29 protein-coding genes are annotated in these 23,102 nt (G+C 64.3%); 15 read left to right on the forward strand and 14 right to left on the reverse strand.

Translation table 11 applies throughout. The features are described from left to right. Nucleotides 1-2: 2 nt before the first annotated feature. The 4 genes from BLS13_RS14565 (at nucleotide 3) to queA (ending at nucleotide 3,477) form a co-directional block, all read left to right on the forward strand. Complete coding sequence (locus BLS13_RS14565; protein WP_093453340.1) at nucleotides 3-893, forward strand: polyprenyl synthetase family protein; 891 nt, start codon at nucleotides 3-5, stop codon at nucleotides 891-893. A gap of 39 nt (nucleotides 894-932) precedes the next feature. Then, nucleotides 933-1,433 (forward strand): pantetheine-phosphate adenylyltransferase, encoded by a 501-nt coding sequence (gene coaD / locus BLS13_RS14570; RefSeq protein ID WP_176943604.1) that lies wholly within the window; start codon nucleotides 933-935, stop codon nucleotides 1,431-1,433. A 167-nt stretch (nucleotides 1,434-1,600) separates the two neighbouring features. Beyond that, nucleotides 1,601-2,227, forward strand: a complete 627-nt coding sequence (locus BLS13_RS14575) for a peptidylprolyl isomerase (RefSeq protein WP_256325910.1) — start codon at nucleotides 1,601-1,603, stop codon at nucleotides 2,225-2,227. Between the two features lie 224 nt (nucleotides 2,228-2,451). Then, nucleotides 2,452-3,477 carry a tRNA preQ1(34) S-adenosylmethionine ribosyltransferase-isomerase QueA gene (queA, locus tag BLS13_RS14580; RefSeq protein WP_093453342.1) on the forward strand — a complete coding sequence of 342 codons (1,026 nt, stop codon included), beginning with the start codon at nucleotides 2,452-2,454 and terminating at the stop codon, nucleotides 3,475-3,477. Between the two features lie 21 nt (nucleotides 3,478-3,498). Here the strand turns inward: queA and BLS13_RS14585 are convergent, their stop codons facing one another. Further along, nucleotides 3,499-4,353, reverse strand: a complete 855-nt coding sequence (locus BLS13_RS14585; protein WP_093453212.1) for an alpha/beta fold hydrolase — start codon at nucleotides 4,351-4,353, stop codon at nucleotides 3,499-3,501. A 137-nt stretch (nucleotides 4,354-4,490) separates the two neighbouring features. Between BLS13_RS14585 and BLS13_RS14590 the strand changes: the two genes are divergently transcribed. Next, entirely contained in the window at nucleotides 4,491-5,180 is a 690-nt protein-coding gene (locus BLS13_RS14590) for an EI24 domain-containing protein (protein WP_093453213.1), read from the forward strand. Here the strand turns inward: BLS13_RS14590 and BLS13_RS14595 are convergent. Beyond that, nucleotides 5,177-5,932, reverse strand: a complete 756-nt coding sequence (locus tag BLS13_RS14595; RefSeq protein ID WP_093453215.1) for a TSUP family transporter — start codon at nucleotides 5,930-5,932, stop codon at nucleotides 5,177-5,179. The two genes, BLS13_RS14590 and BLS13_RS14595, sit on opposite strands and share 4 nt — an antisense overlap. 271 nt (nucleotides 5,933-6,203) lie before the next feature. Here BLS13_RS14595 and tgt point away from each other — a divergent pair, with 271 nt between their 5' ends. Continuing rightward, a complete protein-coding gene (gene tgt / locus BLS13_RS14600) occupies nucleotides 6,204-7,352 on the forward strand; it encodes a tRNA guanosine(34) transglycosylase Tgt (protein WP_093453216.1) in 1,149 nt (382 codons plus the stop codon). 121 nt (nucleotides 7,353-7,473) lie between these two features. Here tgt and BLS13_RS14605 read toward each other — a convergent pair whose 3' ends face one another. The 8 genes from BLS13_RS14605 to BLS13_RS14640 form a co-directional block, all read right to left on the reverse strand. After that, on the reverse strand, nucleotides 7,474-7,836 hold the full coding sequence (locus BLS13_RS14605; RefSeq protein ID WP_256325899.1) for a hypothetical protein: 363 nt from the start codon (nucleotides 7,834-7,836) through the stop codon (nucleotides 7,474-7,476). Next, nucleotides 7,824-8,573 (reverse strand): HesA/MoeB/ThiF family protein, encoded by a 750-nt coding sequence (locus BLS13_RS14610; RefSeq protein ID WP_093453219.1) that lies wholly within the window; start codon nucleotides 8,571-8,573, stop codon nucleotides 7,824-7,826. The genes BLS13_RS14605 and BLS13_RS14610 overlap by 13 nt, the downstream gene beginning before the upstream one ends. Nucleotides 8,574-8,723: 150 nt before the next feature. Beyond that, entirely contained in the window at nucleotides 8,724-9,173 is a 450-nt protein-coding gene (gene dut, locus BLS13_RS14615) for a dUTP diphosphatase (protein ID WP_093453221.1), read from the reverse strand. After that, nucleotides 9,160-10,503 (reverse strand): bifunctional phosphopantothenoylcysteine decarboxylase/phosphopantothenate synthase, encoded by a 1,344-nt coding sequence (locus BLS13_RS14620; protein WP_093453222.1) that lies wholly within the window; start codon nucleotides 10,501-10,503, stop codon nucleotides 9,160-9,162. The genes dut and BLS13_RS14620 overlap by 14 nt, the downstream gene beginning before the upstream one ends. Next, the gene (locus BLS13_RS14625) at nucleotides 10,500-10,850 is read right to left on the reverse strand and encodes a HepT-like ribonuclease domain-containing protein (protein ID WP_093453224.1); all 351 of its coding nucleotides are present in this window, start codon (nucleotides 10,848-10,850) and stop codon (nucleotides 10,500-10,502) included. The genes BLS13_RS14620 and BLS13_RS14625 overlap by 4 nt, the downstream gene beginning before the upstream one ends. Further along, on the reverse strand, nucleotides 10,850-11,146 hold the full coding sequence (locus BLS13_RS14630) for a nucleotidyltransferase family protein (protein WP_093453225.1): 297 nt from the start codon (nucleotides 11,144-11,146) through the stop codon (nucleotides 10,850-10,852). Before BLS13_RS14630 ends, BLS13_RS14625 begins: the two co-directional genes overlap by 1 nt. Before the next feature lie 4 nt (nucleotides 11,147-11,150). Continuing rightward, the gene (gene ubiB / locus BLS13_RS14635) at nucleotides 11,151-12,683 is read right to left on the reverse strand and encodes a 2-polyprenylphenol 6-hydroxylase (RefSeq protein WP_093453227.1); all 1,533 of its coding nucleotides are present in this window, start codon (nucleotides 12,681-12,683) and stop codon (nucleotides 11,151-11,153) included. Further along, the gene (locus BLS13_RS14640; RefSeq protein ID WP_093453228.1) at nucleotides 12,680-13,411 is read right to left on the reverse strand and encodes a class I SAM-dependent methyltransferase; all 732 of its coding nucleotides are present in this window, start codon (nucleotides 13,409-13,411) and stop codon (nucleotides 12,680-12,682) included. The genes ubiB and BLS13_RS14640 overlap by 4 nt, the downstream gene beginning before the upstream one ends. Before the next feature lie 243 nt (nucleotides 13,412-13,654). On the opposite strand from BLS13_RS14640, the gene mutM reads away from it, so the two are divergent. The 6 genes from mutM (at nucleotide 13,655) to BLS13_RS14670 (ending at nucleotide 19,314) form a co-directional block, all read left to right on the forward strand. Further along, nucleotides 13,655-14,467 (forward strand): bifunctional DNA-formamidopyrimidine glycosylase/DNA-(apurinic or apyrimidinic site) lyase, encoded by an 813-nt coding sequence (gene mutM / locus BLS13_RS14645; RefSeq protein WP_093453230.1) that lies wholly within the window; start codon nucleotides 13,655-13,657, stop codon nucleotides 14,465-14,467. 98 nt (nucleotides 14,468-14,565) lie between these two features. After that, entirely contained in the window at nucleotides 14,566-14,829 is a 264-nt protein-coding gene (gene rpsT / locus BLS13_RS14650) for a 30S ribosomal protein S20 (protein WP_093453231.1), read from the forward strand. A 431-nt stretch (nucleotides 14,830-15,260) separates the two neighbouring features. Further along, nucleotides 15,261-16,673: a chromosomal replication initiator protein DnaA gene (dnaA, locus tag BLS13_RS14655; protein WP_176943605.1), complete on the forward strand. Its 1,413-nt coding sequence runs from the start codon at nucleotides 15,261-15,263 to the stop codon at nucleotides 16,671-16,673. A 69-nt stretch (nucleotides 16,674-16,742) separates the two neighbouring features. Further along, on the forward strand, nucleotides 16,743-17,192 hold the full coding sequence (locus tag BLS13_RS14660; protein WP_176943595.1) for an iron-sulfur cluster assembly scaffold protein: 450 nt from the start codon (nucleotides 16,743-16,745) through the stop codon (nucleotides 17,190-17,192). Continuing rightward, the gene (locus tag BLS13_RS14665) at nucleotides 17,189-18,964 is read left to right on the forward strand and encodes a cation:proton antiporter domain-containing protein (protein ID WP_093453234.1); all 1,776 of its coding nucleotides are present in this window, start codon (nucleotides 17,189-17,191) and stop codon (nucleotides 18,962-18,964) included. Before BLS13_RS14660 ends, BLS13_RS14665 begins: the two co-directional genes overlap by 4 nt. Beyond that, a complete protein-coding gene (locus tag BLS13_RS14670) occupies nucleotides 18,961-19,314 on the forward strand; it encodes a DUF423 domain-containing protein (RefSeq protein WP_093453236.1) in 354 nt (117 codons plus the stop codon). Before BLS13_RS14665 ends, BLS13_RS14670 begins: the two co-directional genes overlap by 4 nt. Nucleotides 19,315-19,413: 99 nt before the next feature. Here the strand turns inward: BLS13_RS14670 and BLS13_RS21110 are convergent, their stop codons facing one another. Further along, on the reverse strand, nucleotides 19,414-19,692 hold the full coding sequence (locus tag BLS13_RS21110) for a hypothetical protein (RefSeq protein WP_256325900.1): 279 nt from the start codon (nucleotides 19,690-19,692) through the stop codon (nucleotides 19,414-19,416). Here BLS13_RS21110 and BLS13_RS21225 point away from each other — a divergent pair. Both BLS13_RS21225 and BLS13_RS21230 read left to right on the forward strand, forming a co-directional pair. Next, nucleotides 19,579-20,112 (forward strand): ImmA/IrrE family metallo-endopeptidase, encoded by a 534-nt coding sequence (locus tag BLS13_RS21225; protein ID WP_371128210.1) that lies wholly within the window; start codon nucleotides 19,579-19,581, stop codon nucleotides 20,110-20,112. The genes BLS13_RS21110 and BLS13_RS21225 overlap by 114 nt on opposite strands. Continuing rightward, nucleotides 20,112-20,270 carry a hypothetical protein gene (locus tag BLS13_RS21230; RefSeq protein WP_176943596.1) on the forward strand — a complete coding sequence of 53 codons (159 nt, stop codon included), beginning with the start codon at nucleotides 20,112-20,114 and terminating at the stop codon, nucleotides 20,268-20,270. The genes BLS13_RS21225 and BLS13_RS21230 overlap by 1 nt, the downstream gene beginning before the upstream one ends. Nucleotides 20,271-20,292: 22 nt before the next feature. Here the strand turns inward: BLS13_RS21230 and BLS13_RS14680 are convergent, their stop codons facing one another. Beyond that, complete coding sequence (locus BLS13_RS14680) at nucleotides 20,293-20,661, reverse strand: hypothetical protein (RefSeq protein ID WP_093453239.1); 369 nt, start codon at nucleotides 20,659-20,661, stop codon at nucleotides 20,293-20,295. A gap of 316 nt (nucleotides 20,662-20,977) precedes the next feature. Here BLS13_RS14680 and BLS13_RS14685 point away from each other — a divergent pair, with 316 nt between their 5' ends. Continuing rightward, nucleotides 20,978-21,403 (forward strand): nuclear transport factor 2 family protein, encoded by a 426-nt coding sequence (locus BLS13_RS14685; protein ID WP_176943597.1) that lies wholly within the window; start codon nucleotides 20,978-20,980, stop codon nucleotides 21,401-21,403. A 7-nt stretch (nucleotides 21,404-21,410) separates the two neighbouring features. Here the strand turns inward: BLS13_RS14685 and BLS13_RS14690 are convergent, their stop codons facing one another. Then, complete coding sequence (locus tag BLS13_RS14690) at nucleotides 21,411-22,592, reverse strand: glycosyltransferase family 4 protein (RefSeq protein ID WP_093453242.1); 1,182 nt, start codon at nucleotides 22,590-22,592, stop codon at nucleotides 21,411-21,413. 29 nt (nucleotides 22,593-22,621) lie between these two features. After that, nucleotides 22,622-23,062 carry a GtrA family protein gene (locus tag BLS13_RS14695; protein WP_176943599.1) on the reverse strand — a complete coding sequence of 147 codons (441 nt, stop codon included), beginning with the start codon at nucleotides 23,060-23,062 and terminating at the stop codon, nucleotides 22,622-22,624. Nucleotides 23,063-23,102 lie beyond the last annotated feature (40 nt).

The raw sequence follows: 23,102 nt of genomic DNA on the forward strand, positions 1-23,102 counted from the left end.
GGATGAAGGGCGGCCTCGCCCTCGAGATGCAGCGTGTCGCCAACGATATCGACGCCCTGTTCGATGCCTATCTGGCGCCGGTCGACGATGCGCGCGCGCGCCTGATCGAGGCGATGCGCCATGCGGCGATCGGCGGCGGCAAGAGGTTGCGTCCCCTGCTCGTCTGCCTGGTCGCCAATCTGTTCGGCGTCGCCCGCGAGAGTGCGTTGCGGGCCGGCCTCGCGATCGAATCGATCCATGTTTACAGCCTGATCCACGACGATCTGCCGGCGATGGACGATGATGACATGCGCCGCGGTCGCCCGACCGTGCACAAGGCCTATGACGAAGCGACCGCGATCCTGGCCGGCGATGCCTTCCAGACGCTGGCGTTCGAGGTGCTGGCCGATCCGGCGACCCACAGCGATCCGTTCGTGCGGGTGGAACTGGTATCCGAGCTCGCCAAGGCATCGGGCATGGCCGGGATGGTCGGCGGGCAGATGATGGATATCGTCGCCGAGACCACGACCTTCGAACTGGCGACCGTGACCCGGCTCCAGCAGCTCAAGACCGGCGCGCTGATCGCCTTCGCGATCGAGGCCGGTGCGATATTGGGCAAGGTTGCACCCGAAGGCCGGATGCGGCTGCGGAATTTTGCGCATGATCTGGGCCTGGCTTTCCAGATTGCCGACGATCTGCTTGATGTCGAAGGCGATCCGGCGCTTGCGGGCAAGGCGCTGGGCAAGGACGCCGAGGCCGGCAAGGCGACGTTCGTTTCGTTGCTGGGCGTTGAGCGTGCTCGTTCGCAGGCGCAATTGCTGGTCGAACAGGCGATCGGCCATCTCTCCAATTTCGGGAGCGAGGCCGATCTGTTACGCGATATTGCACGCTATACGGTGAATCGCGATCGCTGATCGGGCGCCGGCATCGCGCGGAGGGGGAGCAAGTCTATGGTGAGAACCGGCGTTTATCCCGGCACGTTCGATCCGGTCACCCTTGGCCATATGGATATCATCCGGCGCGGCGCCAAGCTGGTCGACCGGTTGGTGATCGGTGTGACCACCAATCCGTCCAAATCGCCGATGTTCTCGCTGGACGAGCGGCTGGCGATGGTCCGCCGTGAAACCGCCGATCTGGGCGACCGGATCGACGTCGTCGCGTTCGATTCGCTGCTGATGACCTTCGCCGAGAAGATGGGGGCGAGCATGATCGTGCGGGGTTTGCGCGCTGTCGCCGACTTCGAATATGAATATCAGATGGCGGGCATGAACCAGCAGCTGAACAATCGCATCGAAACCGTCTTTCTGATGGCCGATGTCGCGCTTCAGCCGATCGCGTCGCGGCTCGTGAAGGAGATCGCGATCTATGGTGGGGAGATTCGTCGTTTCGTGCCGCCGACCGTCGCGCAGGAAGTGATCGCGCGCGTTGAAAAGATCGGTAAGAAGGGCAGTTGAGATGATGTCCCGTCCGGCCCGCTTGTGCGTGATCGAACGGAATGTCGCGGGGTTACGGTTCAGCCCCTGGCAAGCCGCTTAAGACTATTGGCCGCGTGAGCAGCGTGGTGGGAGAAGCAGGTAACATGCGTTCGAAGTTCGTTCTTGCCGCCTTTGTCGGCCTTTGCATGGCCGGCGGTGCCATTGCCCAGACCATCGCCGAACCGCCGGCCGCGCCGCCGCTCGATCCGCAGAATGTGCTCGATCTCGATCTGTCGACCGGCGGGCGGGTCAAGATCCTGCTGCGCCCGGATAAGGCGCCGCTCTCGGTCGAGCGGATCAAGACGCTGGTGAAGCGCCATTTCTATGACGGGCTGAAATTCCACCGCGTGATCGAAGGTTTCATGGCGCAGACCGGTGATCCCAAGGGCACGGGCGAGGGCGGTTCCGACCTGCCCGACCTCAAGGCCGAATTCAACGATATGCCGCATGTCCGCGGGACGATGTCGATGGCCCGGGCGGAGGGGCTGGATTCGGCCAACAGCCAGTTCTTCATCATGCTGCAGCCCAATCTGGCGCTCGACGGCAATTACAGCCCGGTCGGCCGCGTCATTTCCGGCATGGAATATGTCGATGCGATCGAGAAAGGCGAGCCGCCCGCCAACCCGTCGCGGATTGTCCATGCCTCGATGGAGGCCGACGGGCCGGCATCGGTGCCGCCGCCGCCCGCCGCCGCACCGGTGGCCGCAACACCCAATACCAGCGCCGCGGTCAACGCGGTGGCCGGCGACGAAGGCGTCGCCAAACCGCATTGATATCTCGAGATTTTGCCTTTTTCCAAGCGCCGCAACAAAAGGCGGGATTTCAGGGTCATGATCCTCCCCCGCCAGGGGGAGGTGGCGCCGAAGGCGACGGAGGGGGCGGGCTGCGATCAGCCGTTGTTTGGCGCCCACCTTCACGGCCATTGCCGTCCGCCCCCTCCGTCAGCCTTTGGCTGACACCTCCCCCTGGCGGGGGAGGATAGAATAAGATGTTCGACATGCGCGTGGACCTCTTCGATTTCACCTTGCCGCCCGAAAATATCGCGCTGCGCCCCGCCGCGCCGCGCGATAGCGCGCGGCTGCTGCGTGTCGATGCCGCCGGCCTCGCCGATCATGTCGTCCGCGATCTGCCCGGCCTTCTGTGTGCCGGCGACTGCCTCGTCTTCAACGATACCCGCGTCATCCCGGCGCAACTCGAAGGTCGCCGGGGCGACGCGAAGATCGGCGCGACCCTCCACAAGCGCGAGGGGCTGCGCTTATGGCGCGCCTTCGTCCGCAACGCAAAAAGGGTGCGCACCGGGGACCTGATCGATTTCGGCCAGGGCGTTTCCGCGATTGCCGCCGATCGTGGCGAGGATGGATCGATCCTGCTCGATTTTCAGGGCGGCGAGCCGGTGGAAGTGCTGCTGGAGCGCGCGGGCACGATGCCGCTGCCGCCTTATATTGCCGGCAAGCGCCCCACCGACGAACGCGATCATTCCGACTATCAGACGATGTTCGCTCGCGAAAAAGGCGCCGTCGCCGCACCGACCGCGGCCCTGCATTTTACCCCCTCGCTGATGGCGGCGATCGCCGCCGCCGGCATCGCCACCGAGACGCTGACGCTGCATGTCGGCGCGGGGACCTTCCTGCCGGTCAAGGCCGACGACACCGACGACCACAAGATGCACGCCGAATGGGGCCGGATCGATCCCGCTACGGCAGGTCGCCTGAACGCGGTGCGCGGGCGCGGCGGCCGGGTGATCGCGGTCGGCACCACCAGTCTGCGCCTGATAGAAAGCGCCTGTGCCGAGGATGGCGTGATTCGGCCGTTCGAGGGGGATACGGCGATCTTCATCACCCCCGGCTATCGCTTCAGGGGTATCGACGGGCTGATGACCAACTTCCATCTGCCGAAGTCGACTTTGTTCATGCTGGTGTCGGCGCTGATGGGGCGCGAGCGGATGCAGGCGGCCTATGCGCATGCGATCGAAGCGGGATATCGGTTTTACAGCTACGGCGATTCGAGCTTGCTGCTACCGTAGAGCGCGACATCGCCCATCGTCTCACGCCTTCGCAAACGCCAATATCTGCGGTGCGAGCATCGGCCAGTGCGCGAACAGGCTTTCGCCCTTGGCGGCGGCCGCCATCCGGTCCGGCCATTCATGCTCGCCCCAGGGTGGTTCGGCGATGTGCGATCCGGGGATCATGCGATGGACCGCCTCGCCGGTCTCGCTTGTGTGGTAGAGATCGGTCGGGCCGCTGCGCAGGATCATCACGGGGTTGGTGCCGAGCCGGGCGAGATCGGCGGCGGTCATGCCGGGCATCGGCGATCCCGGGATCGGGAAGAAGGCCGCGCACCAGTTCTGCATCGTATCGATGAAGGCTTTGGGATCCTGCGCAAGCATGCGCGCGCGATTGCCGGGGTTGCGGCTGAGCTGTTCCTGCCATTCGGGCAGTTTGGCGACCGCCGCCATGCCGCCGCTCGCCGCCGCCATCGCGGAGGCCGCCGAGTAGCGCGCGCCGAGTGCTGCCAGTGAGATCGGCCCGCCGCTGATCCACAGCAGGAACAGGTGCGAGACAATCTCGGGATGGCGGCTGGCAGCGAGAATCGAGACGCGTGCGCCGGATGAGCCGCCGATCAGCAACCCCGGTCCGCGATCGACATGGCGGACCAGCCCGGCCAGCGTGTCGGCGTTGAGGGCTGCTTCGGAAGTGCCGGTGAAGCACAGATCGGATGCCCCGCAATTCGGCCGGTCCCAGATCAGCACGCTGCGCGCGCCCGCGGCCAGCGTCTCGGCGAGTTCGCGGATTCCTCCGGCATCTTTGGAGAAGCGCCCGCCCGGCGTGATGATCGTGAGCGGACCTTCGCCGATCAGTTCATAGTCGATGCCGATGCCATCGATCTGCGTCCGCGCCATTGTCCATCCCCTCATCCTGTCGGACTGAAGCATGCGACGCAGGACATTTCCAGCGCCTTGCATCCGGGCTTCGACCCCCTGTGGCCGGTATTTTCGCCACTCACGGAACCCTTTGCCGGGCCATCGGTAGGGTAGCGATGATCCAGGCCCTCACCCTCGCGATCGGCGATCTGGCCGATGCCCGCATCCTGCGGATATTACTCGTGTCGCTGCTGATCACCTTGCTGATCTTCGTGGGCGTGGGTGTGCTGGCTGGCTTTCTGCTCGATGGCGCCGATCCGTGCGGCTGGTTGCTCGACGATAGCTGCGCGCTGGATGCCTCGGCCAGCGGGTTCGGCGCGCTACTGCTGACTTTGCTCAGCATCTGGTTCCTGTTCCCGGCGATCGCGATCGGCGTGATCTCGGGCTTCGTCGATCGCATCGCCGAGGCGGTCGAGCGGCGGCATTATCCCGAGGCATTGGCCAAGGCGCGACCGATGGGGCTGGCCGGCGGCGCGTGGCTCGGCCTCAGATCGTCGGCGCGGCTGATCCTCTACAATCTGGTCGCCTTGCCCTTCTATATCCTGCTGATCGTCACCGGGATCGGCCCGCTCATCCTGTTCGTGGCGGTCAACGGCCTCGCGCTCGGCCGCGATCTCGGTGAGATGGTCGCGGCCCGCCATGGTGACCGGGCGGCGCGCATCCTGTGGCTCGATCGCACGAAGGGGCAACGCGCGCTGATGGGGATCATCGTGACCGGGATTTTCCTGGTGCCGTTCGTCAACCTTCTGGCACCGGTACTGGGCGCGGCGATGGCGACGCATTTGTATCAGCGCAGGCGAGCCTAGCTCAGCGCATTCCACAGCAGCTTGGCCGTTAGCGCGAGCGAGATCGTCACCAGCAGCGGCCGGATCACTTTGGCGCCGAACCGCATCGCCGTATGCGCGCCGGCATAGGCGCCGATCATCGATCCGCAGGCCATGCACAGCCCGAGCAGCACCATCATATGGCCGCCGAGCGCGAAGACGATCAGGCTTCCGATATTGCTGGTGAAGTTGAACGCCTTGGTATGGGCGGTCGCGCGGATCAGGCCCATGCCGCGGAGCGCAACCAGCGACGTCGCGAAGAAGCTGCCGGTGCCGGGGCCGAAGAAGCCATCGTAAAATCCGATCGCGCCGCCGATCGGCGTATAGCCGCCGACGCTCAGCCGCTGGTGCGCATCCTCGTCGCTCATCCGCGGCGAAAGCAGCACATAGGCCGCGATCAGGATCAGCAGCACCGGCACGATCAGGTTGAGCACCTGCGCCTTGATCGACTGCACGATGAACGCGCCGAGCGCCGACAGCAAAAGGATCGCGACGATCGTCGGCCAATAGGTGCGCCAGTCGATCATCTTCTTGCGGCTGAAATTAAAACAGGCGGTGCCCGAGCTGAACGTGCCCTGCAATTTGTTGGTGGCGAGCGTCGCGATCGGCGGGATGCCGGCCCACAGCATCGCCGGCACCGTCAGCAGCCCGCCGCCGCCGGCGATCGCATCGATAAACCCCGCAACGAACGCGGTGAGGGTGAGCAGGGCGTAGGTTTCGGGGCCGAGATGCATGATTGCTGGGTGGCAGGGGAGAATGAGAGGTGCAACAATCTTTTCCCCTCCCTGCCAAGGGAGGGGGTAGGGGGGGGGTCGCGAGCCGCAGGCGAGCGTCCGACCGTGCGGTAAACATGCCCTCAGTGGCATCGAGCCACTTCGGTCATCACCCTCATCGAGGTAATCATGCCCCCGGGCATGATTAGGGATGGCCGGGGGCCATCCCGACCTCGATGAGCCTCAATCCCCTCCCTTGGCAGGGAGGGGAAGTAGTGTGTACGGCGCTCTCATGACCAACCCCCGTTTCTCCTTCACCATCGCGGCCACCGACGGCGCCGCCCGCACCGGTGCGATCGCGATGCAGCGCGGCGATATCCGCACGCCGGCGTTCATGCCGGTCGGCACCGCCGCCACCGTCAAGGCGATGAAGCCCGCCGATGTCCGCGCGACCGGCGCCGACATCATCCTGGGCAACACCTATCATCTGATGCTGCGGCCGAGTGCCGAACGGGTCGCGCGGCTCGGTGGCTTGCACGAATTCATGCGCTGGGATCGGCCGATCCTCACCGACAGCGGCGGCTATCAGGTGATGAGCCTGTCCGATCTCACCAAGAAGACCGAGGAGGGCGTGGCCTTCAAGAGCCATCTCGATGGCTCGCGCCATATGCTGAGCCCCGAGCGATCGATGGAGATCCAGCGGCTGCTCGGATCGGATATCGTGATGGCGTTCGACGAATGCACCGCCTTTCCGGCAACCCGCGATCAGGCGGCGGCGTCGATGGAGCGGTCGATGCGCTGGGCGAAACGATCGCGCCAGGGCTTCGACAGCGGGGTCGATCATGCCGAACGATCCGCCTTGTTCGGCATCCAGCAGGGATCGATGGAGCAGGATTTGCGGCTCCAGTCATCCGAAGCACTCCGCGAGATCGGCTTCGACGGTTACGCGGTCGGCGGGCTTGCGGTTGGCGAAGGGCAGGCCGAGATGTTCCGCGTGCTCGATTTCGCGGTCGACATGCTGCCCGCCAACAAGCCCCGCTATCTGATGGGTGTCGGCAAGCCCGACGATATCGTGGGGGCGGTGGAGCGTGGGATCGACATGTTCGATTGCGTGCTGCCGACGCGATCGGGCCGCAACGGGCAGGCCTTCACCCGCGACGGCGCCATTAACATTCGGAACGCGAAATTCGCCGAGGATCAAAGGCCACTCGAGGAAAGCTGCACCTGCCCGGTCTGCACGCAGTTCAGCCGCGCCTATATCCACCACCTGATCCGCGCGGGCGAGATTTTGGGCGCGATGCTGATGACCGAGCATAATCTCGCTTTCTACCAGGGGCTCATGGCGGACCTGCGCAGCGCGATCGCGGAAGGGCGGCTGACGGCGTTCGCGAACGGCTTTCGCGGGCGATACCGTAAGCAAAAATCCGTAGATGGAATTTAACCGAATCCCAACCTGACGGCCGTATAAAACATCTCAATCGGAACGAAAATCCGGTTTCATCTGTGAGAGTTGCTTAAGCTTCCCCCTTGGGTTTCCTGGGGCGCAGCCGGCTGCCGCCGGCTTAGAATGTTAATATTCTGTCGTCGTCCGCCATCTGCAAAACGCCGATCGGTCCGCTCATCGTCACGCGCCCGTCGATCTGTCCCGCGATTAGACCGGCCAGGGCGAGGCCGCTCTGGCACGCGCTGATCGCGATATCGAGCCCTAAGGCTTCCTCGAACATCTGGCCGAGCGTGGGCAGGCCCTGCGCCGCATAGCCGGCGTCGCCGACCATGCCGATCGGCCGCGCCAGATGCGCGACCGCGCTGCCGTGCAGATGCAGCCGCGTCGGCACGCCACTTGCGGCCGACGCGCAGGCGAAGGTCAAGGCGGCATGCAGTCGATCGCCATCCGCCGCCGCGACGATGACCGTCAGCCCGCGCATCCGCACCCCGGATCTTTCGGAACCCTGATCGTGCGCGTGCGGAAGGCGAGCGCGTCGATCAGCAGCAATTGCCCGGCCGGATCGTCGCCAAAGCCGGTGATCGCGCGGATCGCCTCCATCGCCGCGAGGCTGCCCATCACGCCGGTCAGCGCGCCCAATACGCCCTGATCGGCGCAACTGATATCGGGGCGATCGGGATCGCCGCCGACGAGGCAGCGATAGCAGGGGCTGGTCGGCTCCCATCCGCGCCAGGTCGCGAGTTGCCCGTCGAACTGGCCGACCGCGGCCGACACGAGCGGAATGTGCAAGGCGCGGGCGGTGTCGGCGACGATCAGCCGGGTACCGAAATTGTCGCAGCCGTCGAGCACGAGATTGGCGCCAGTGAGGAGGTCCGCGGCGTTGGTCGCATCGATGCGCTTTGCGATCGCCTCGACGGTCACGTCGGGGTTCATCGCGGCGACCCGCTCGGCGGCAACCTCGACCTTGAGGCGGCCGATATCGGCAGTGGCGAACAGAGTCTGGCGCTGGAGGTTGGATAGCGAGACGATATCGTCGTCGATCAGCCGCAACCGGCCGACCCCCGCTGCCGCGAGATACTGGATTGCGGGAGAGCCGATCCCGCCGGCGCCGATCACCGCGACGGTGGCATCGAGAAGCGCGATCTGGCCGCCGCCGCCGATCTCCTTGAGGATGATATGGCGCGCGTAACGATCGAGCTGGTTGTCGGTCAGGGGCATGGTGGGAGCCCAACGGCTGTTACGTTCGTCGAGATGAGCTGCCCCACCCCAACCCCTCCCCTGAAGGGGAGGGGCTTTGCTAGAGGCGAGCGCACCCGAAAGCCCCTCCCCTTCAGGGGAGGGGTTGGGGTGGGGAACACCATCCGAATATCAGACACCGGTCGACCCGAACCCGCCGGCACCCCGCACCGTTTCGTCCAGCTCCGCGACCTCGGCGAAGCTCGCTCCCTGCACCTTCGCCGGTACGAGCTGCGCGATCCGCTCGCCGCGTTTCACCGCGAATGGCTCGCTGCCGAGATTGGCGAGGATCACCTTCACTTCGCCGCGATAATCGGCATCGATCGTGCCGGGCGTGTTGAGGCAGGTGATGCCGTATTTGAGCGCGAGCCCAGAGCGCGGGCGAACCTGGACCTCATAGCCCGCCGGGATCGCCATCGCGAAGCCCGTCGCGACCGCATGGCGCGCGCCGGGGGCGAGGATCAGTTCCTCGGCGGCGACCACGTCCATGCCGGCGGCATGTTCGGTGGCATAAGCCGGCACCGGCAGGCCTGTGCCATGCGGCAGGCGCTTGAGCCGGATGGTGATGTCAGACGAGTTCATCGGCAATCCTTGCAGCGAGGCGCCGCGCGACATCGGCCTTGGGGAGCGTCTCCCAGCTTTCGACGCCGTCGCGCGTGACGATATGGATGCTGTTGCTGTCGCCGCCCATCACGTCGCCCGAAACGTCGTTGGCGACGATCCAGTCGCATTGCTTGCGCTCGCGCTTGGCGACGGCGTGGTCGACGACATGCTCGGTCTCGGCGGCAAAGCCGATCAGCAGGCGCGGGCGGCGGGCGCTGGCGGCGAGGCCGGCGAGGATGTCGGGATTCTCGGTGAGGCGCAGCACGCCGGCGGTGCCCGAGCCGTCCTTCTTGATCTTCTGGCCCGACGCGCTTTCCGCGCGCCAATCGGCGACCGCGGCCACCATCACCGCGGCGTCGGCCGGCAGGGCGGCGTCGACGGCGGCTGCCATATCGCGCGCGCTTTCGATGTCGATGCGGGTGACGCCGGCGGGCGTGGGTAGCGTCACCGGCCCCGAAATCAGCGAGACCTTCGCACCCAGCGCCGCCAGTGCGCCGGCAATCGCGTAGCCCTGTTTGCCCGACGACCGGTTGGCGATGTAGCGGACCGGATCGATTGCCTCATGCGTCGGTCCGGCGGTGACGATGATGTGCTTGCCGGCGAGGACGCCTGCATCGGCTCCCTCGTTGTCCCAACCACCTTTGTCATCCCGGCGGAAGCCGGGACCCATGGTTGCGGGCGCGGACGAAGGCGCGGTGAAGTCGGGGCTGGAACCGCCCGCTGCCGTATCCATGGGTCCCGGCTTTCGCCGGGATGACGATGTGGTGGTGGGGGTGAGCAGGGTTTGAATCTTCGCCCACACCGCCTCGGGCTCCGGCAGTCGCCCCGGCCCGAACTCGCCGCACGCCATGGCGCCCTCGTCGGGCTCCATCACCGTCACGCCATCGGCCCGCAACTGCGCAACGTTGCGCACCGTCGCCTTGTGCTGCCACATCCGCACGTTCATCGCCGGCACGGCGAGCACTGGCTTGTCGGTCGCGAGCAGCAGGGTGGTCGCCAGATCGTCGGCGATGCCGGCGGCCATTTTGGCCATCAGATCGGCGGTCGCCGGGCAGACCACCACCAGATCGGCCTCGCGGCTGAGCTGGATATGGCCCATCTCGGTCTCGTTCTTGAGATCCCACAGACTCGTGTGGACCTGTTGTTCGGAGAGCGCGGCCAAAGTCATCGGCGTCACGAAATGCGATCCGCCTTCGGTGAGCACGCACCGCACCGATCCGCCGCCCTTGCGGATCAGCCGCACCAGTTCGCACGACTTATAGGCCGCGATGCCGCCGCCGATGATGAGGAGGATGCGAGGGGACGTCATTTGGTCAGGCGATCCAGTTCCGTCCGACATGCCAATCGAAGTGCCTCGAGATCATGTTCGACGACATTCCACAACAACGACGGAAGAATGGCGCCGTAGTTGTGGGCGATCACATTTCTCATGCCGTAAATGCTGCGCCAGTCAATCTGTGGATGCCGTTCTCTGACAGGCTCCGACAGCTTTTGCGCAGCTTCGCCGATATGGCCGAGCCGAAAAGCGGTGAGATCGATCTCATCCTGATCGGCCTCGAACGCAGGACGGAGCATGCCGTTCAGGCGCCTTTCGATGGCATCTATCAGCTGGAGCATGAGTTCGAGATGGTCAACATCCCGGAGCGATGGGGCCATCAAAACACCCTGACCAATTCCGGCTCGATACGCTCCCATATGCGGGGGCGCACGGTTCGGCGTTCGATCAGATCGACGGGTAAGGCCAGAACATCGGACATACGATCTTTCAAGCGGATGAATTCGAGCAGTCCGAGATTATCGGAGTCGTTCAGATCGCACAGAAGATCGACGTCCGAATCGTCCCGCGTTTCGTTGCGCGACGTCGATCCGAACAGGAACAGCGCATTGATACCGGACGAGCGCAATTCATGCTCGTGCGAGCGCAGTCGGGCCAAGGCTTCGTCTCGGGTCATGACCTCAAGATAATAGAGCCATCGCCGCCGCGCCAGCCACCGCCGCGAGCACGGCCACCAGCCCGTAGCGCCAGCCGCCGCCGATCCGGATGACCTGCACGTCGGCCAATGGCGGCAGCGGCGGCGCGCCACCGGGCGCGGGGAATTTCGCCTCGATCCGGCGAACCAGTTCGGGCAGCGCCGCGATCGTCTTCACGTCCGCGATCAGCCGATCGGCGAGCCAGGCTTCGGGCCCGAGTTCGGAGCGCAGCCATTCCTGCACGAAGGGGCCCGCCGTCTCCCACATGTTGAGATCGGGATCGAGCGAGGTCGCTACGCCTTCGACCATCACCATCGTCTTTTGCAGCAGGAGCAAATGCGGCTGGGTCTGCATGTCGAAATCGCGCGTGATGCCGAACAGGCCATCAAGCATCTGCCCGACCGAAATATCTTTCACGGCCAGCCCGCGGATCGGCTCGCCGACAGCACGCAGCGCGGTCGTGAACTCGGCGACATTGTGGTACGCGGGCACATAGCCGGCCTCGAAATGGATTTCGGCGACGCGCTTGTAATTGCCGGTGATCAGCCCGTGGATGATCTCGGCGAGCCAGGCCCGGGCGCGGCGGTCGATCCGGCCCATGATGCCGAAGTCGATCGCGGCGATGCGGCCGTCGGCGAGCGCGAACAGATTACCCTGGTGAAGATCGGCGTGGAAGAAGCCGTCGGCGATCGCCTGGCGCAGGAAGGCCTGGACGAGGCGGGCGGCGAGCTCGGCGCGATCATGACCGGCGGCGATCAGCGCAGCGCGATCGCTGAGCTTGACCCCGTCGATCCACTCCATCGTCATCACGCGCCGCGCCGTGCGGCTCCAGTCGATCGCGGGGACGACGAAGCCGGGCACCGCGGCCATATTCTCTGCGAGTTCGGAGGCCGAGGCGGCCTCGCGGCGCAGATCGAGCTCGCGCGCGGTCCATTGCTTGAAGGTGGCGATGACGAGCCGGGGGCGCAGCCGGGCGAGTTCGCCGCCCATCGTCTCGGCCTGGGCGGCGGCCCATTCATAGGTTTGCAGCGCGCGGGCGAAATCCTCTTCGACGCCGGGACGCAACACCTTCACGGCAACGGTCTTGCCTTCGATCGTGACGGCCTTGTGGACCTGCGCGATCGAGGCGGCGCCGACCGGGATTTCGTCGAACGACGCGAAGATCTGGTCGAGCGGCTTGCCCAGACCCTGTTCGATTGCCGCACGGATGGCGGGGTAAGGGGCCGGGGGCAGCGCGTCCTGAAGGCGGAACAGATCGGCTGCAGCCTCGGGGCCGACGAGATCCGGCCGGGTCGCCAGCGCCTGGCCGAGCTTGATCGCGGCCGGGCCGAGCTGTTCGAAGGCCGCCGCATATTCCGGTTTCGCGGGCACGCGCGCGCCGATCCGCGCGATCCGCACGAGCCGGCGCACCGGCGCGGGTGTCAGCGGATCACGCTCGATCCCGGTCAGCGCGCCATGTTTGGCAAGCGTGCGGCCCCATCGGAGCAGCCGCCAGACATGGGTGATCGAACGGGTCAAATCTTCCAGCCGCTATGAATGGCGACCAGCCCGCCGAGCATCGGCTCGACCTTCGTGCTCACGAAGCCGGCATCGGCGATCATCGCCTTGAATTTGTCCATCGGGGGGAAGCGACGGATCGATTCGATCAGGTAACGGTAGCTGTCTTCGTCATGCGCCAGCAGTTTGCCGAGCTTGGGGACGACCTTGTGCGAATAAGCGTCGTAAATCTCGGCGAAGCCCGGCCACAGGGTGGTCGAAAATTCGAGGCAATAGAAGCGGCCGCCGCGCTTGAGCACGCGATGTGCCTCGGCGAGCGCCTTGTCGATATGGGTGACGTTGCGGATGCCAAATGCGATCGTATAGGCATCGAACGCCTTGTCGCCGAAGCTCAACGTCTCGGCATTCTGTTCGGACCAGACCAGCCCGTCGATCCCGCGCTTCTTCGCGCGCTCCATGCCGACTTCCAGCATCGCGCCGTTGATGTCCGACACGGTGACGTCGGCGCCGTGCTTCGCCATGCGGAAGGCGATGTCGCCGGTGCCGCCGGCCATGTCGAGAATCGTCTCGCCGGCGCGCGGGCGCACGCGGCGGACGAAACGGTCCTTCCAGAGCCGATGCATGCCGACCGACATCGCATCGTTCATGATGTCGTAGCGCTGTGCGACGCTGCGGAAGACGGCGCCGACTTTTTCGGTCTTCTCGGCCGGAGAGACGTCGGTATAGCCAAAGGATACGGTATCGGTCATGGCGCACGCTCTAGCGAGGCCTTGCCGCGCCCGCAAACCCAACCTAGCTATCGGCGCAGCAACTTTGGTGGGCGGCTGCGTTAATTCCTTCTCCCGCGTGCGGGAGAAGGAGGGGCCCCCCGCCGCAGGCGGAGGGAGGATGAGGGTCTTCTTCTTCCTTTTGCGTGCGGAAGAAGAAAGAAGAAGACCCTCATCCAAACCTTCTCCCGCGAGCGGGAGAAGGCTTAAGGCCGAATCCCTCCCATGCCCGAACTTCCCGAAGTCGAAACCACAGTCCGCGGCCTGCAGCCCGTGCTCGACGGGCGTCGTCTTGTCCGCGTCGAAACGCGGCGGGCCGATCTGCGCCGGGCCTTTCCGATCGACCTGCGCCAGCGGCTGACCGGCGCACGCGTAACCGGCTTCGGGCGGCGCGCCAAATATGGGCTGATCGAGACCGATCGTGATGACGTCATGATCTTCCATCTCGGCATGTCGGGGCGGTGGCGAATCGATCCTTCGGAAATCGGCACGCATGACCATTTGATTCTCGAAACCGACGAGGGCCGGATATTGGCCTTGTGCGATCCGCGGCGGTTTGGATCGGTCGACCTGGTACGGCAGGAAAGCCTGGGTGACTTTCCGGCTTTCAGAACGCTCGGCCCGGAGCCGCTGGGTGCCGACTTCACCGCCGCCTATCTGGCAAAGGCGATTGCCGGCAGACTCGCGCCGATCAAGGCCTTGCTGCTCGACCAGAAAGTCGTCGCCGGGCTTGGCAATATCTATGTGTGCGAAGCGCTCAACATGGCCGGGATCGAGCCGGCGCGGGCGGGTGGGGAAATCGCGAAGGCCCGGCTTGCGAAGCTGGTCGCGGCGATTCGCGACGTGCTGGCGTCGGCGATCGCAGCGGGCGGATCGACCTTGCGCGATTATGCCCGGCCCGACGGCGAATTGGGCTATTTTTCGAAACAATGGCGTGTCTATGGGCGCGAAGGCGAGAGTTGCCATTGCGGCGCGATGATCGAGCGGCGGCCCGAAGGCGGGCGATCAACCTTTTTCTGCCCCAAATGCCAGCGCTGAATAGTTGACCGAAGGGGAGACCCTGTGTATTGGCGCGGCCTTCGCGGTGCGGGTTCGCCTGTGCCGTCCATTTCATTTATTCAGGTTCGAGGAACAGCATGGCGAACACGCCGCAAGCAAAGAAGCGCATTCGTCGCAACGATCGTCGCGCCGAAATCAACGGAGCCCGCGTCAGCCGCATCCGTACCTTTATCAAGAAGGTCGAATCGGCCCTTGTCGCCGGCGACAAGGATACGGCCGTTGCGGCACTTGCCGCCGCCCAGCCCGAGTTGGCGCGTGGCGTGTCGAAGGGCGTCGTTCACAAGAACACCGCCTCGCGGAAGTTCTCGCGCCTGACGAAGGCTGTCGCCGCTCTCGGCTGATTGTAATCGTTTGGTAGTTCAAAAAGCCCGCCGGCAGATATGCCGGCGGGCTTTTTGTCATGGTTACGAAACGAGGCTGTAACATGCGGAATTGTTTTGATTCGTTCGGCGTAGTCAAAATAAGTAACTGAAAACACTTGCTTAAATCTAAAAGCGAATGAAAATCCCGGCTTGGCGCTGTCAAGCCTGTTTATTTCACTTCGATGAAAATGATCTCCTTGATCGGCGGTTCGCGATCTCCCTAATGTGCGCTTCGGCCGCACGGCGATTCTGTCGTCTCGGACCATAAACACGAGTTTTGTGCATACAAAGTCCGGCGGGCAGCTGGCGGACAAGGGGAGGCTTTTGTCTTCTTTGTCGGTGATTTGGGGGGCGGATACACGTCCGTTCGGGAAGGATTTTACGTGCCTGCAGGACTTGACCGAAATGTACTGCGCAGTGCCGCCCCGGTTGGAGGCGATGTCGCCTCCGCGCTGAGTTCGGCCTGGGAGTCGATTCGATCGAGTCTGCGCCGGACGATCGGTGCGCGGACGTTCGACGGTTGGTTGAAGCCGCTGGCGCTTGGCGAATGCGATCTCGCTGCGGGATCGGTCGAGCTGGTCGCACCCAGCGATTTCATGGCGAACTGGGTCAATACGCATTTTGCCGATCAGTTGGGCCATGCCTGGCGCGCATTGTTGCCGCAGATCAGCGATGTCAGCGTCGTCGCCGATAGCGGCGCTGCGCGGACCGTGCTGTTTGCGGGCGAATCGATTGCGGCCGATGCACCAGCGTCGGCATCGCCTGTGGTCGTGCCGATCTCGGCCGCGGACGCACGCCGCTGCACGCCGCTGGAGCCACGCTATACGTTTGACAGCTTCGTCGTCGGCAAGGCGAACGAGGTAGCCTATAATGCAGCGCGCACGCTCGCCGAGGGCGGTGCGCTCGCCTTCAATCCGCTATTCCTCCATGGCGGCACCGGGTTGGGCAAGACCCATCTGATGCATGCGATCGGCCAGGATTATCTGGCGCGCCATCCGGGCGCGCGGGTCGTCTATATGTCGGCCGAAAAATTCATGTTCGAATTCGTTTCGGCGATGCGGGCCAAGGATACGTTCAGCTTCAAGCAGTGGCTGCGTTCGGCCGACGTGCTGATGATCGATGACGTCCAGTTCATCGCCGGCAAGGAATCGACGCAGGAAGAATTCTTCCACACGATGAACGAGCTGATCTCGGCCGGGCGCCGGCTGGTGATCAGTGCCGATCGCTCGCCCCAGGATCTCGACGGCATCGAAAGCCGTATCCTCTCGCGCTTGTCCTGGGGGCTCGTCGCCGATGTAAACCCGGCCGATTTCGAACTGCGGCTCAACATTCTGACGCGCAAGCTCGAATCGATGCCGCAGGCGAATGTGCCGGCCGACGTGGTGCTGTTCCTGGCCAAGCGGATCAGCGCGAACGTTCGCGAACTGGAAGGCGCGCTCAACCGGGTCGTCGCTTATGCGGCCTTGTCGGGCAAGCCGATCGACATCGAGTTTACCCAGGCAACGCTGGCGGACATCCTCCGCGCCAACCAGCGCCGCGTGACGATCGACGAGATCCAGCGCAAGGTGTCCGACCATTATCGTATCCGCCAGTCGGAGATGAGCAGCGCGCGCCGGGCGCGTGAGGTCGCGCGGCCGCGTCAGGTCGCGATGTATCTGGCCAAACAGCTCACCCCGCGTTCGCTGCCCGAAATCGGCCGGCGTTTCGGCGGCCGCGATCATACCACGGTGATCCATGCCGTCCGCCAGATCGAGAAGTTGCGGCAGAGCGATGCCGAGCTCGATGCCGACGTCCGGTTGCTGATCCGCCAGCTCGAAGGCTGAGGGCGAAAGTCCCGTCGTCTCGTCGAATCGACGTAAAACGGGGTCGCACAGGACGGTAAAGCATCCTACATGGGCGGCATGTCGGCCGCCCTGTACAATAAGACGATCCTTCGGCTCGCAACGAGCATTCCGCATCAGACCCGGCTCGACGATCCGCAGGCGACCGTCGCCAAACGATCGCCGATCTGTGGCAGCCGGGTGACCGTCGATATTCGGCTCGATGCCGATGGTTGCATATCCGAACTGGGGCAGGAGGTGCGCGCCTGCGCGCTCGGCCAGGCTTCGGCCGCGTTGATGGCTGAGCATGCGATCGGCAAGAGTGCCCCCGAACTGGCCGAAGCGCGCGACGCGTTGACGGGGTTCCTGGCCGGTACGCGCGATGATCCCGGCGACTGGCCGGGCCTCGAGATTTTCAGACCGGCCATCCCCCACACGGCGCGCCACGCATCGATCCGGCTCGCTTTCGAGGCCGTGGCCGAAGCCGCCGAACGGGCGACGGTTCCGGCGGAGTCGCGATGAGCGGTCCGCACCAGGCTGCGTTCATGCTCAAGGACGGGGTATTGCTGCTTGGCGTGGCGATTGCCTTCGTGCTGTTGTTCCGCCGCCTCGGGCTGGGTGCCGTCCTCGGCTATCTGGTCGCGGGCGCGCTGATCGGTCCGCAGGGGCTGGGGCTGATCGGCGATGCCGAATCGAAACTCGGCATCGCCGAACTCGGGATCGTGCTGCTGCTGTTCCTCGTCGGGCTCGAACTGCACCCCAACCGGCTTTGGCGGCTGAAGCGCGACATCTTCGGGCTTGGCTTCGTCCAGGTTACGGCGTGCGGGCTGGCGATCAGCGGGGTGATTTACGCATTCACAAGCTTTTCGGCCGCGGCTTCGCTTGCGCTGGGCCTGCCGCTGGCGTTGTCGTCGACGGCACAGGTGTTGCCGATGCTGCGATCGGCGGGGCGCATGAGCACGCCATCGGGCGAGCGTACCTTTTCGGTGCTGCTGTTTCAGGATCTGTCGATCGTTCCGCTGATCACGATCATCGCCGCGCTGTCGCGCACGCCGCCGGCGCCGGGCACGCCGCCCGGCTGGCTGCTGGGCCTCTACACGATCGGGGCCGTCGTCGGGCTGGTGCTGGCCGGGCGCTTCATCCTCAATCCCCTGTTCAAGGTGATCGGGCGGCTCGGCGAGCGCGAGCTGTTCGTCGCGGCCGGGTTGTTCACTGTCATCGCCGCGGCTGCCGCGATGGAGGCGCTGCATCTTTCGACCGCGCTCGGCGCCTTCATCGCCGGCGTGATGCTCGCCGATTCGCCCTATCGGCACGAGCTGGAGGCCGATGTCGAGCCGTTCCGCACGATCCTGCTCGGCCTGTTCTTTCTGGCGGTCGGCATGTTGCTCGATCTGCACGTCATTGCCGAACGGCCGTTGTTCGTGCTCGGCATGGCGATCGCGGTTGTGGTCACCAAGGCGACCGTCATGTTCGGGATCGCGAAACTGTTCGGCGTTGGCAACCGTTCGGCGCTCGCTTTCGGGCTGTTGCTCAGCCAGGGCGGTGAATTCGCTTTCGTGCTGTTCGCGCAGGCGCGCGACGCGCTGCTGATCGCGCCGCAGGCGGCGAGCCTGTTCGGTGCGATCGTGACGCTGTCTATGGCGACCACGCCCTTCCTGATGATGGTCGCGCGCGGCTTCATCCAGGCGCCGGCGCGGGAGGAGGAGGAACGGCCGGGCCCCGACGGCAGCGAACAGCCGACCGCGATCGTCGTCGGCTATGGCCGGTTCGGGCAGACCGTTACGCAGATGCTGATGGCGTCGGGCGCGAAGGTCAGTCTGATCGACAACAAGCCTTCGCAGATCGATCTGTCGGGCCGCTTTGGCTGGAAGGTCCATTATGGCGATGGCACCCGCGTCGATCTGCTGCGGCAGGCTGGCGCCGAGACGGCGCGTGCGATCATCTTCTGCATCGATGCCAGTCCCTTGGGGAAAGCCGAACTGCAGCCGGTACTCAGCGCCTTCCCGCAGGCGGCGGTGCTGGTGCGTGCCTTTGACCGGCGGCATATGATGGAGTTGGCGCGGCTCGATCTCGCCGGGAGTGTTCGCGAACTCTACGAATCAGCAGTCGTGCTCGGCCGCGAGGCGCTCCATGCGGTGGGCATCAGCGATGGCAATGCCGAGAAGATCGAAGCCGAATATCGGCGGCGCGACGGCATCAGGCTGGAGGCACAAATGGCGAGCGGCGACCTGGCGAGCGGCCGCGAGGGAATGTTCACGCCGGATCGCAAGCTGGATCTGGAGGATCTCGAATGAGGAAGAAAAGTGGCGATCCGCTTGCGGGGCTGCTCGCGCTTTCGGGTGCGATCGCGGTGATTGCCGGGGCTTATGGCGCGCATGGTGCAGCGGGCAAAGCTGTCGAATGGCTGCGCACTGGTGCCGAATATCAGATGATTCATGCGCTGGCCGGCCTGTACGCGGTCGGCCGATCGGGGGGACGGGGGATCGCCTGGCTGTTCCTGCTGGGCGCCGGGGTCTTTGCGGGCACGCTGTACGCGATGGCGCTCGGCGCACCGCATATATTGGGTGCGGTCACCCCCTTTGGCGGGCTCGGGATGATCGCCGGCTGGCTATGGCTGGCGGTCGTGGTGACGCGGGGACGGTAGCTTTCCGTCATCCCTCGTTGCGGGAAAGGCGCCTTGCTGCCGAAACCGTCGCGTCTGATGTATGATTAAGGTACCAAGCCGTTCATGCAGAAAAACACATTATCGAAGGCTCTGGCGGCGTGTGGATCCCCGGAGACGCTTCTTGCCGCAATATTGAACCATTATCCTGACCTGCGGCCACCGGTGCAGGTAGAGCAGATCGCGCGCGATGCAGGAATCTTCGAATTTCGCGATCTCGAAGACAAAGGTTTCGTGAGCGCGAGCATGAGTGACGTCGAGAAGACGGAGGGTATCATCCTGTGCGCCGCCGGCCTCGCGGAGCAGCGTCGACGTTTCGCCAGCGCGCACGCGCTCGGGCATTTCCTCATCAAGACCCATCGCGGCGATCGGAAGTGTACCAACCGGGATTTGGGTGAGAAGCGAACCGACACGCCGCAACGCAAGGAAGAGATGCAGGCAAACCGCTTTGCCGCGGGCCTGCTGATGCCCAAGCCATGGTTCGTCGAATTCGTCGCCGGTCTAGGCAAGCCGACGGTTACCCATCTTCCCATCTTCCCATCATCGCCGCCGCCTATGGTGTCAGCCTTGAGGCCGCCGCAAGCCGATATGTCGAACTCACGGCGGGCATGTATGCGCTTGTGTTCGTCAAAGACGGCATCGTGCGCTATATGCGATTGTCCCGATCATTTCCCGCCACCTCGATCCGGCCGGGAAATGCAGCTCCGGCGGCAATATTGTCCGCCGGTCCCAAGGATCCCGTCGCCTGGGTTGCGACGAACGTCCGCGATTGGATATTGATGTCCCGCGACGTCCGTCCGCCCAAAGTCACGATGCAGATCCTCAGCAAGGACAATGGCTTCCAGCTCGTGATGTTGTCCATCAACGCCGTCGCAGAAAAGCGTGCGGACGAGGAGGCCGAAAAATTGGCAACGCAGAGCCCCAAATTCGGGCGATGATTTCAATGGCGGGAACCGAAATTCATCTCCGTTCGCGCCAGTCTTCACGCCACTCCGGGCTATAGCCGCTTTCCGCATCCGCCAGTTCGGCGGCAATCCGATGATAATGCGCATCAAGCTGGCGAACTTGCCAGTCGTTCATGCCCGAGCGGCAGAAGCGCGCCTGCATGCCTTCGACCCAGTCGATTTTGGCGTGCAGGTCTTCGCCTTCCTGCTCGTTGACTCGGCCGTCGCGGACGTCATGGGCGATCCGCGACTCCAGTTCATGGGCGCGGCCTTCGTCGCAATAGCCGGCCGGTGGGCGATCACGATCGTCCCAGCGATCCGCCCATGAAGGTGTCGCCATACCAAGCCCTGCCAGCGTGACCGAAATGATAATGAACTTTCTCATCCTGCATCTCCTCAACCAGGCAGGCCCATCATAAGCTGCGCTAAGTGGCGCGGCGCTGAATGCGCGGCTTATCCACCGTTCAGATGTGCCGTTCCGGCTGTGATCGGACGCGTCCGAACAACGGCGCATCGCATCGTGCGCCAATGGCGTTCAGAGCAGGAGGGTGGATCCGTCATCTCCGTCGGGCCCACCATGGGGTCATCATGATGAGCACCAATTTCTTCGTTCCAATTCGGGAAAGAGTCGGCAATCATCGTACAGCTTTGACGGAACAGCTTTGCGGCTCGATCATTGCCGAAACTTGAGGGGAGAATGGGTGTTGAACGACATTGAGGCGATCAAGCAGGTCCAGGGACGATTTCTGCGGGCAGCTGACACGCGGGACGCCGATCTCATTCGCACGACGATCATCGACGATTTCTACTGCGATACAGGCTCAGGCGGTCGAGGGGAGACCCAGGGGATCGAGGCCTTCGTCACCCGGATCATCACTACCCCGGCGCTGGCCGTGCACCATGCGCTGATGCCGGAGATCGAGCTTACGTCACCCAGTACCGCCAACGGGATCTGGGCGGTCAATATGTTCGCCAAAATGGCGAACGGTACGGTGGTCAACGGGTACGGCTATTACAATAACACCTATGTGAAGATCGGCGACTCGTGGCGCTTGAGCACGCTCAGGCTCAGTTGGTTGCACAGGGAGACCCGACCCGGAGAGCCGGTCGCCCCGGCGGTTGCGTAGAGGCGGGCTATAGCGCGCCGGCGGACGACTGCCGGCGTGTTCGCGTCTGGCCATTCTGTCGCGACGCTATATCGTCCAGTGTATCCACATAAGCCTGTTCGACGCATCGGGACGCGGCATCCCAGCTATAGGCGGCGCTCGCCTGCCGGGCTGCCCGCCCCAGCCGATGACGGCGGCCGGGATCGGCGACAAGCGCGGCGACGGCGGACGCGAATTCCTCGACATTGGTCGCCGGGCACAGCGTACCCGTGATGTCGGGCGCGATCAGCGCGCGAGCACTGTCGACGTCGGCACTGACGATCGCCAATCCCGACGCCATGGCTTCGAGCACGACATTGCCGAAGGTCTCGGTGACACTGGGCGTGAGCAATATGTCTGCACTGGCGACCGCACGCGCGAGATCGGCGCCGTCGAGATGCCCGGTCAGGACAGCGTCAGGCAGAGCGGCGAATTTTGATGCCGCGGGGCCGGCGCCGACGATCAGCGATCGTATGCGCAATCCCTGCGCCTGCAGGCGTCGAATGGTCGCGATGAAGATATCGACCCCTTTTTCGAGAACGAGGCGCCCGAAGAAGAGGATTACTACATCGTCATCGTTCCACCCGTTCGCCCGACGCCATGCGACGTCGCGCTGTCCGGGGCTGAACAATGCGCGATCGATACCGCGACTCCACACCGTGACCCGATCGACGCCCCGCACCGTGAGCATGTCCTGGCGCAGCGCCGGAGTGGGTACGAGCACATGATCGGCGCGGCGGTAAAAGCGATGCAGATGCGCCTCGATCAACGGCCGCGTCCATCCCAGCCCATAATAATCGACATAGGTTTCGAACCGCGTGTGGAGGCTGGCGACGATCGGTATGCCGATTCGCCGCGCGAACGCCTGGGCGCGCAGGCCGAGGATATCGGGGGTCGAGACGTGAATGATTTCCGGTGCGAAACGGGCAATGTCGCGCCCGACGGTTTTGGAAATGCCGAGGGCCAGCTGGAATTCGCTGCGCAGCGGCAGGGTGACGGAAGGCACGGCGATCAGCGTGCCGGTCGGTTCGAACGCAGGCGTCGCGGTAACCGGCGAATAGACCCGCACCTTATGGCCGGCCGCTTCCAGATGGCCGACAAGGCGATTGAGGGCCTGGTTCGCGCCCTCGCGTACATAATTGTAATTGCCTGAGAACAAGGCAATTCGCATGGGGCTTGCCGTGCGCGGCGAGGCTGTTTCTAGACGCATTTGAAATTGAGAACCGCGTTCAGCAGAAACATGGTCAAGCCGGCCAGGATCGATGCGACGATGCGGGCGGCAATGTAGTGGCTTCCCATCAGCGTCATGAAGCCATCGAACAATATGATGGTGGAGACCAAACCGATTCCGGAGTTGATGAAGAAATACATATAGCCGGAGGAGAGCGGGCGATCGCTGCCCGGGAAAATCCATAAACGGCAAAAGGCATAATGGATCGTATTCGCGACCAGGAAGCCCAGCGCCGCCGCGCCGAGCTTGTTCATCCCGCCGCGCTCGACCAGCACCCACAACAAGGCGAGACCGAACAGGAAGACGGTGCAGCTTACCACCGTGTTACGGATCAAAAGCAGCGCGAGCCTGCCACTCCATAGCCGGCGTATCCAGCCATCACGCGGTGCTCCGATCAGATCGACGGGCATGACCGGCGAGTCCGCGATGGCGGATTGATCGCTTTCGACC

It is taken from the genome of Sphingomonas sp. YR710, from assembly GCF_900101455.1.
In the GTDB taxonomy this organism is placed as follows: Bacteria; Pseudomonadota; Alphaproteobacteria; order Sphingomonadales; family Sphingomonadaceae; genus Rhizorhabdus.

Coding starts and splice junctions, on each gene's coding strand:
- BLS13_RS14565 (WP_093453340.1), top strand. CDS start 3: ATGAAGGGCGGCCTCGCCCTCGAGATGCAGCGTGTCGCCAACGATATC.
- BLS13_RS14575 (WP_256325910.1), top strand. CDS start 1,601: ATGGCCGGCGGTGCCATTGCCCAGACCATCGCCGAACCGCCGGCCGCG.
- queA (WP_093453342.1), top strand. CDS start 2,452: ATGCGCGTGGACCTCTTCGATTTCACCTTGCCGCCCGAAAATATCGCG.
- BLS13_RS14585 (WP_093453212.1), bottom strand. CDS start 4,353: ATGGCGCGGACGCAGATCGATGGCATCGGCATCGACTATGAACTGATC.
- BLS13_RS14590 (WP_093453213.1), top strand. CDS start 4,491: ATGATCCAGGCCCTCACCCTCGCGATCGGCGATCTGGCCGATGCCCGC.
- BLS13_RS14595 (WP_093453215.1), bottom strand. CDS start 5,932: ATGCATCTCGGCCCCGAAACCTACGCCCTGCTCACCCTCACCGCGTTC.
- tgt (WP_093453216.1), top strand. CDS start 6,204: ATGACCAACCCCCGTTTCTCCTTCACCATCGCGGCCACCGACGGCGCC.
- BLS13_RS14605 (WP_256325899.1), bottom strand. CDS start 7,836: ATGCGCGGGCTGACGGTCATCGTCGCGGCGGCGGATGGCGATCGACTG.
- BLS13_RS14610 (WP_093453219.1), bottom strand. CDS start 8,573: ATGCCCCTGACCGACAACCAGCTCGATCGTTACGCGCGCCATATCATC.
- dut (WP_093453221.1), bottom strand. CDS start 9,173: ATGAACTCGTCTGACATCACCATCCGGCTCAAGCGCCTGCCGCATGGC.
- BLS13_RS14620 (WP_093453222.1), bottom strand. CDS start 10,503: ATGACGTCCCCTCGCATCCTCCTCATCATCGGCGGCGGCATCGCGGCC.
- BLS13_RS14625 (WP_093453224.1), bottom strand. CDS start 10,850: ATGGCCCCATCGCTCCGGGATGTTGACCATCTCGAACTCATGCTCCAG.
- BLS13_RS14630 (WP_093453225.1), bottom strand. CDS start 11,146: ATGACCCGAGACGAAGCCTTGGCCCGACTGCGCTCGCACGAGCATGAA.
- BLS13_RS14640 (WP_093453228.1), bottom strand. CDS start 13,411: ATGACCGATACCGTATCCTTTGGCTATACCGACGTCTCTCCGGCCGAG.
- mutM (WP_093453230.1), top strand. CDS start 13,655: ATGCCCGAACTTCCCGAAGTCGAAACCACAGTCCGCGGCCTGCAGCCC.
- rpsT (WP_093453231.1), top strand. CDS start 14,566: ATGGCGAACACGCCGCAAGCAAAGAAGCGCATTCGTCGCAACGATCGT.
- BLS13_RS14660 (WP_176943595.1), top strand. CDS start 16,743: ATGGGCGGCATGTCGGCCGCCCTGTACAATAAGACGATCCTTCGGCTC.
- BLS13_RS14665 (WP_093453234.1), top strand. CDS start 17,189: ATGAGCGGTCCGCACCAGGCTGCGTTCATGCTCAAGGACGGGGTATTG.
- BLS13_RS14670 (WP_093453236.1), top strand. CDS start 18,961: ATGAGGAAGAAAAGTGGCGATCCGCTTGCGGGGCTGCTCGCGCTTTCG.
- BLS13_RS21225 (WP_371128210.1), top strand. CDS start 19,579: ATGAGTGACGTCGAGAAGACGGAGGGTATCATCCTGTGCGCCGCCGGC.
- BLS13_RS21110 (WP_256325900.1), bottom strand. CDS start 19,692: ATGGGTCTTGATGAGGAAATGCCCGAGCGCGTGCGCGCTGGCGAAACG.
- BLS13_RS21230 (WP_176943596.1), top strand. CDS start 20,112: ATGTCCCGCGACGTCCGTCCGCCCAAAGTCACGATGCAGATCCTCAGC.
- BLS13_RS14680 (WP_093453239.1), bottom strand. CDS start 20,661: ATGAGAAAGTTCATTATCATTTCGGTCACGCTGGCAGGGCTTGGTATG.
- BLS13_RS14690 (WP_093453242.1), bottom strand. CDS start 22,592: ATGCGAATTGCCTTGTTCTCAGGCAATTACAATTATGTACGCGAGGGC.
- BLS13_RS14695 (WP_176943599.1), bottom strand. CDS start 23,062: ATGCCCGTCGATCTGATCGGAGCACCGCGTGATGGCTGGATACGCCGG.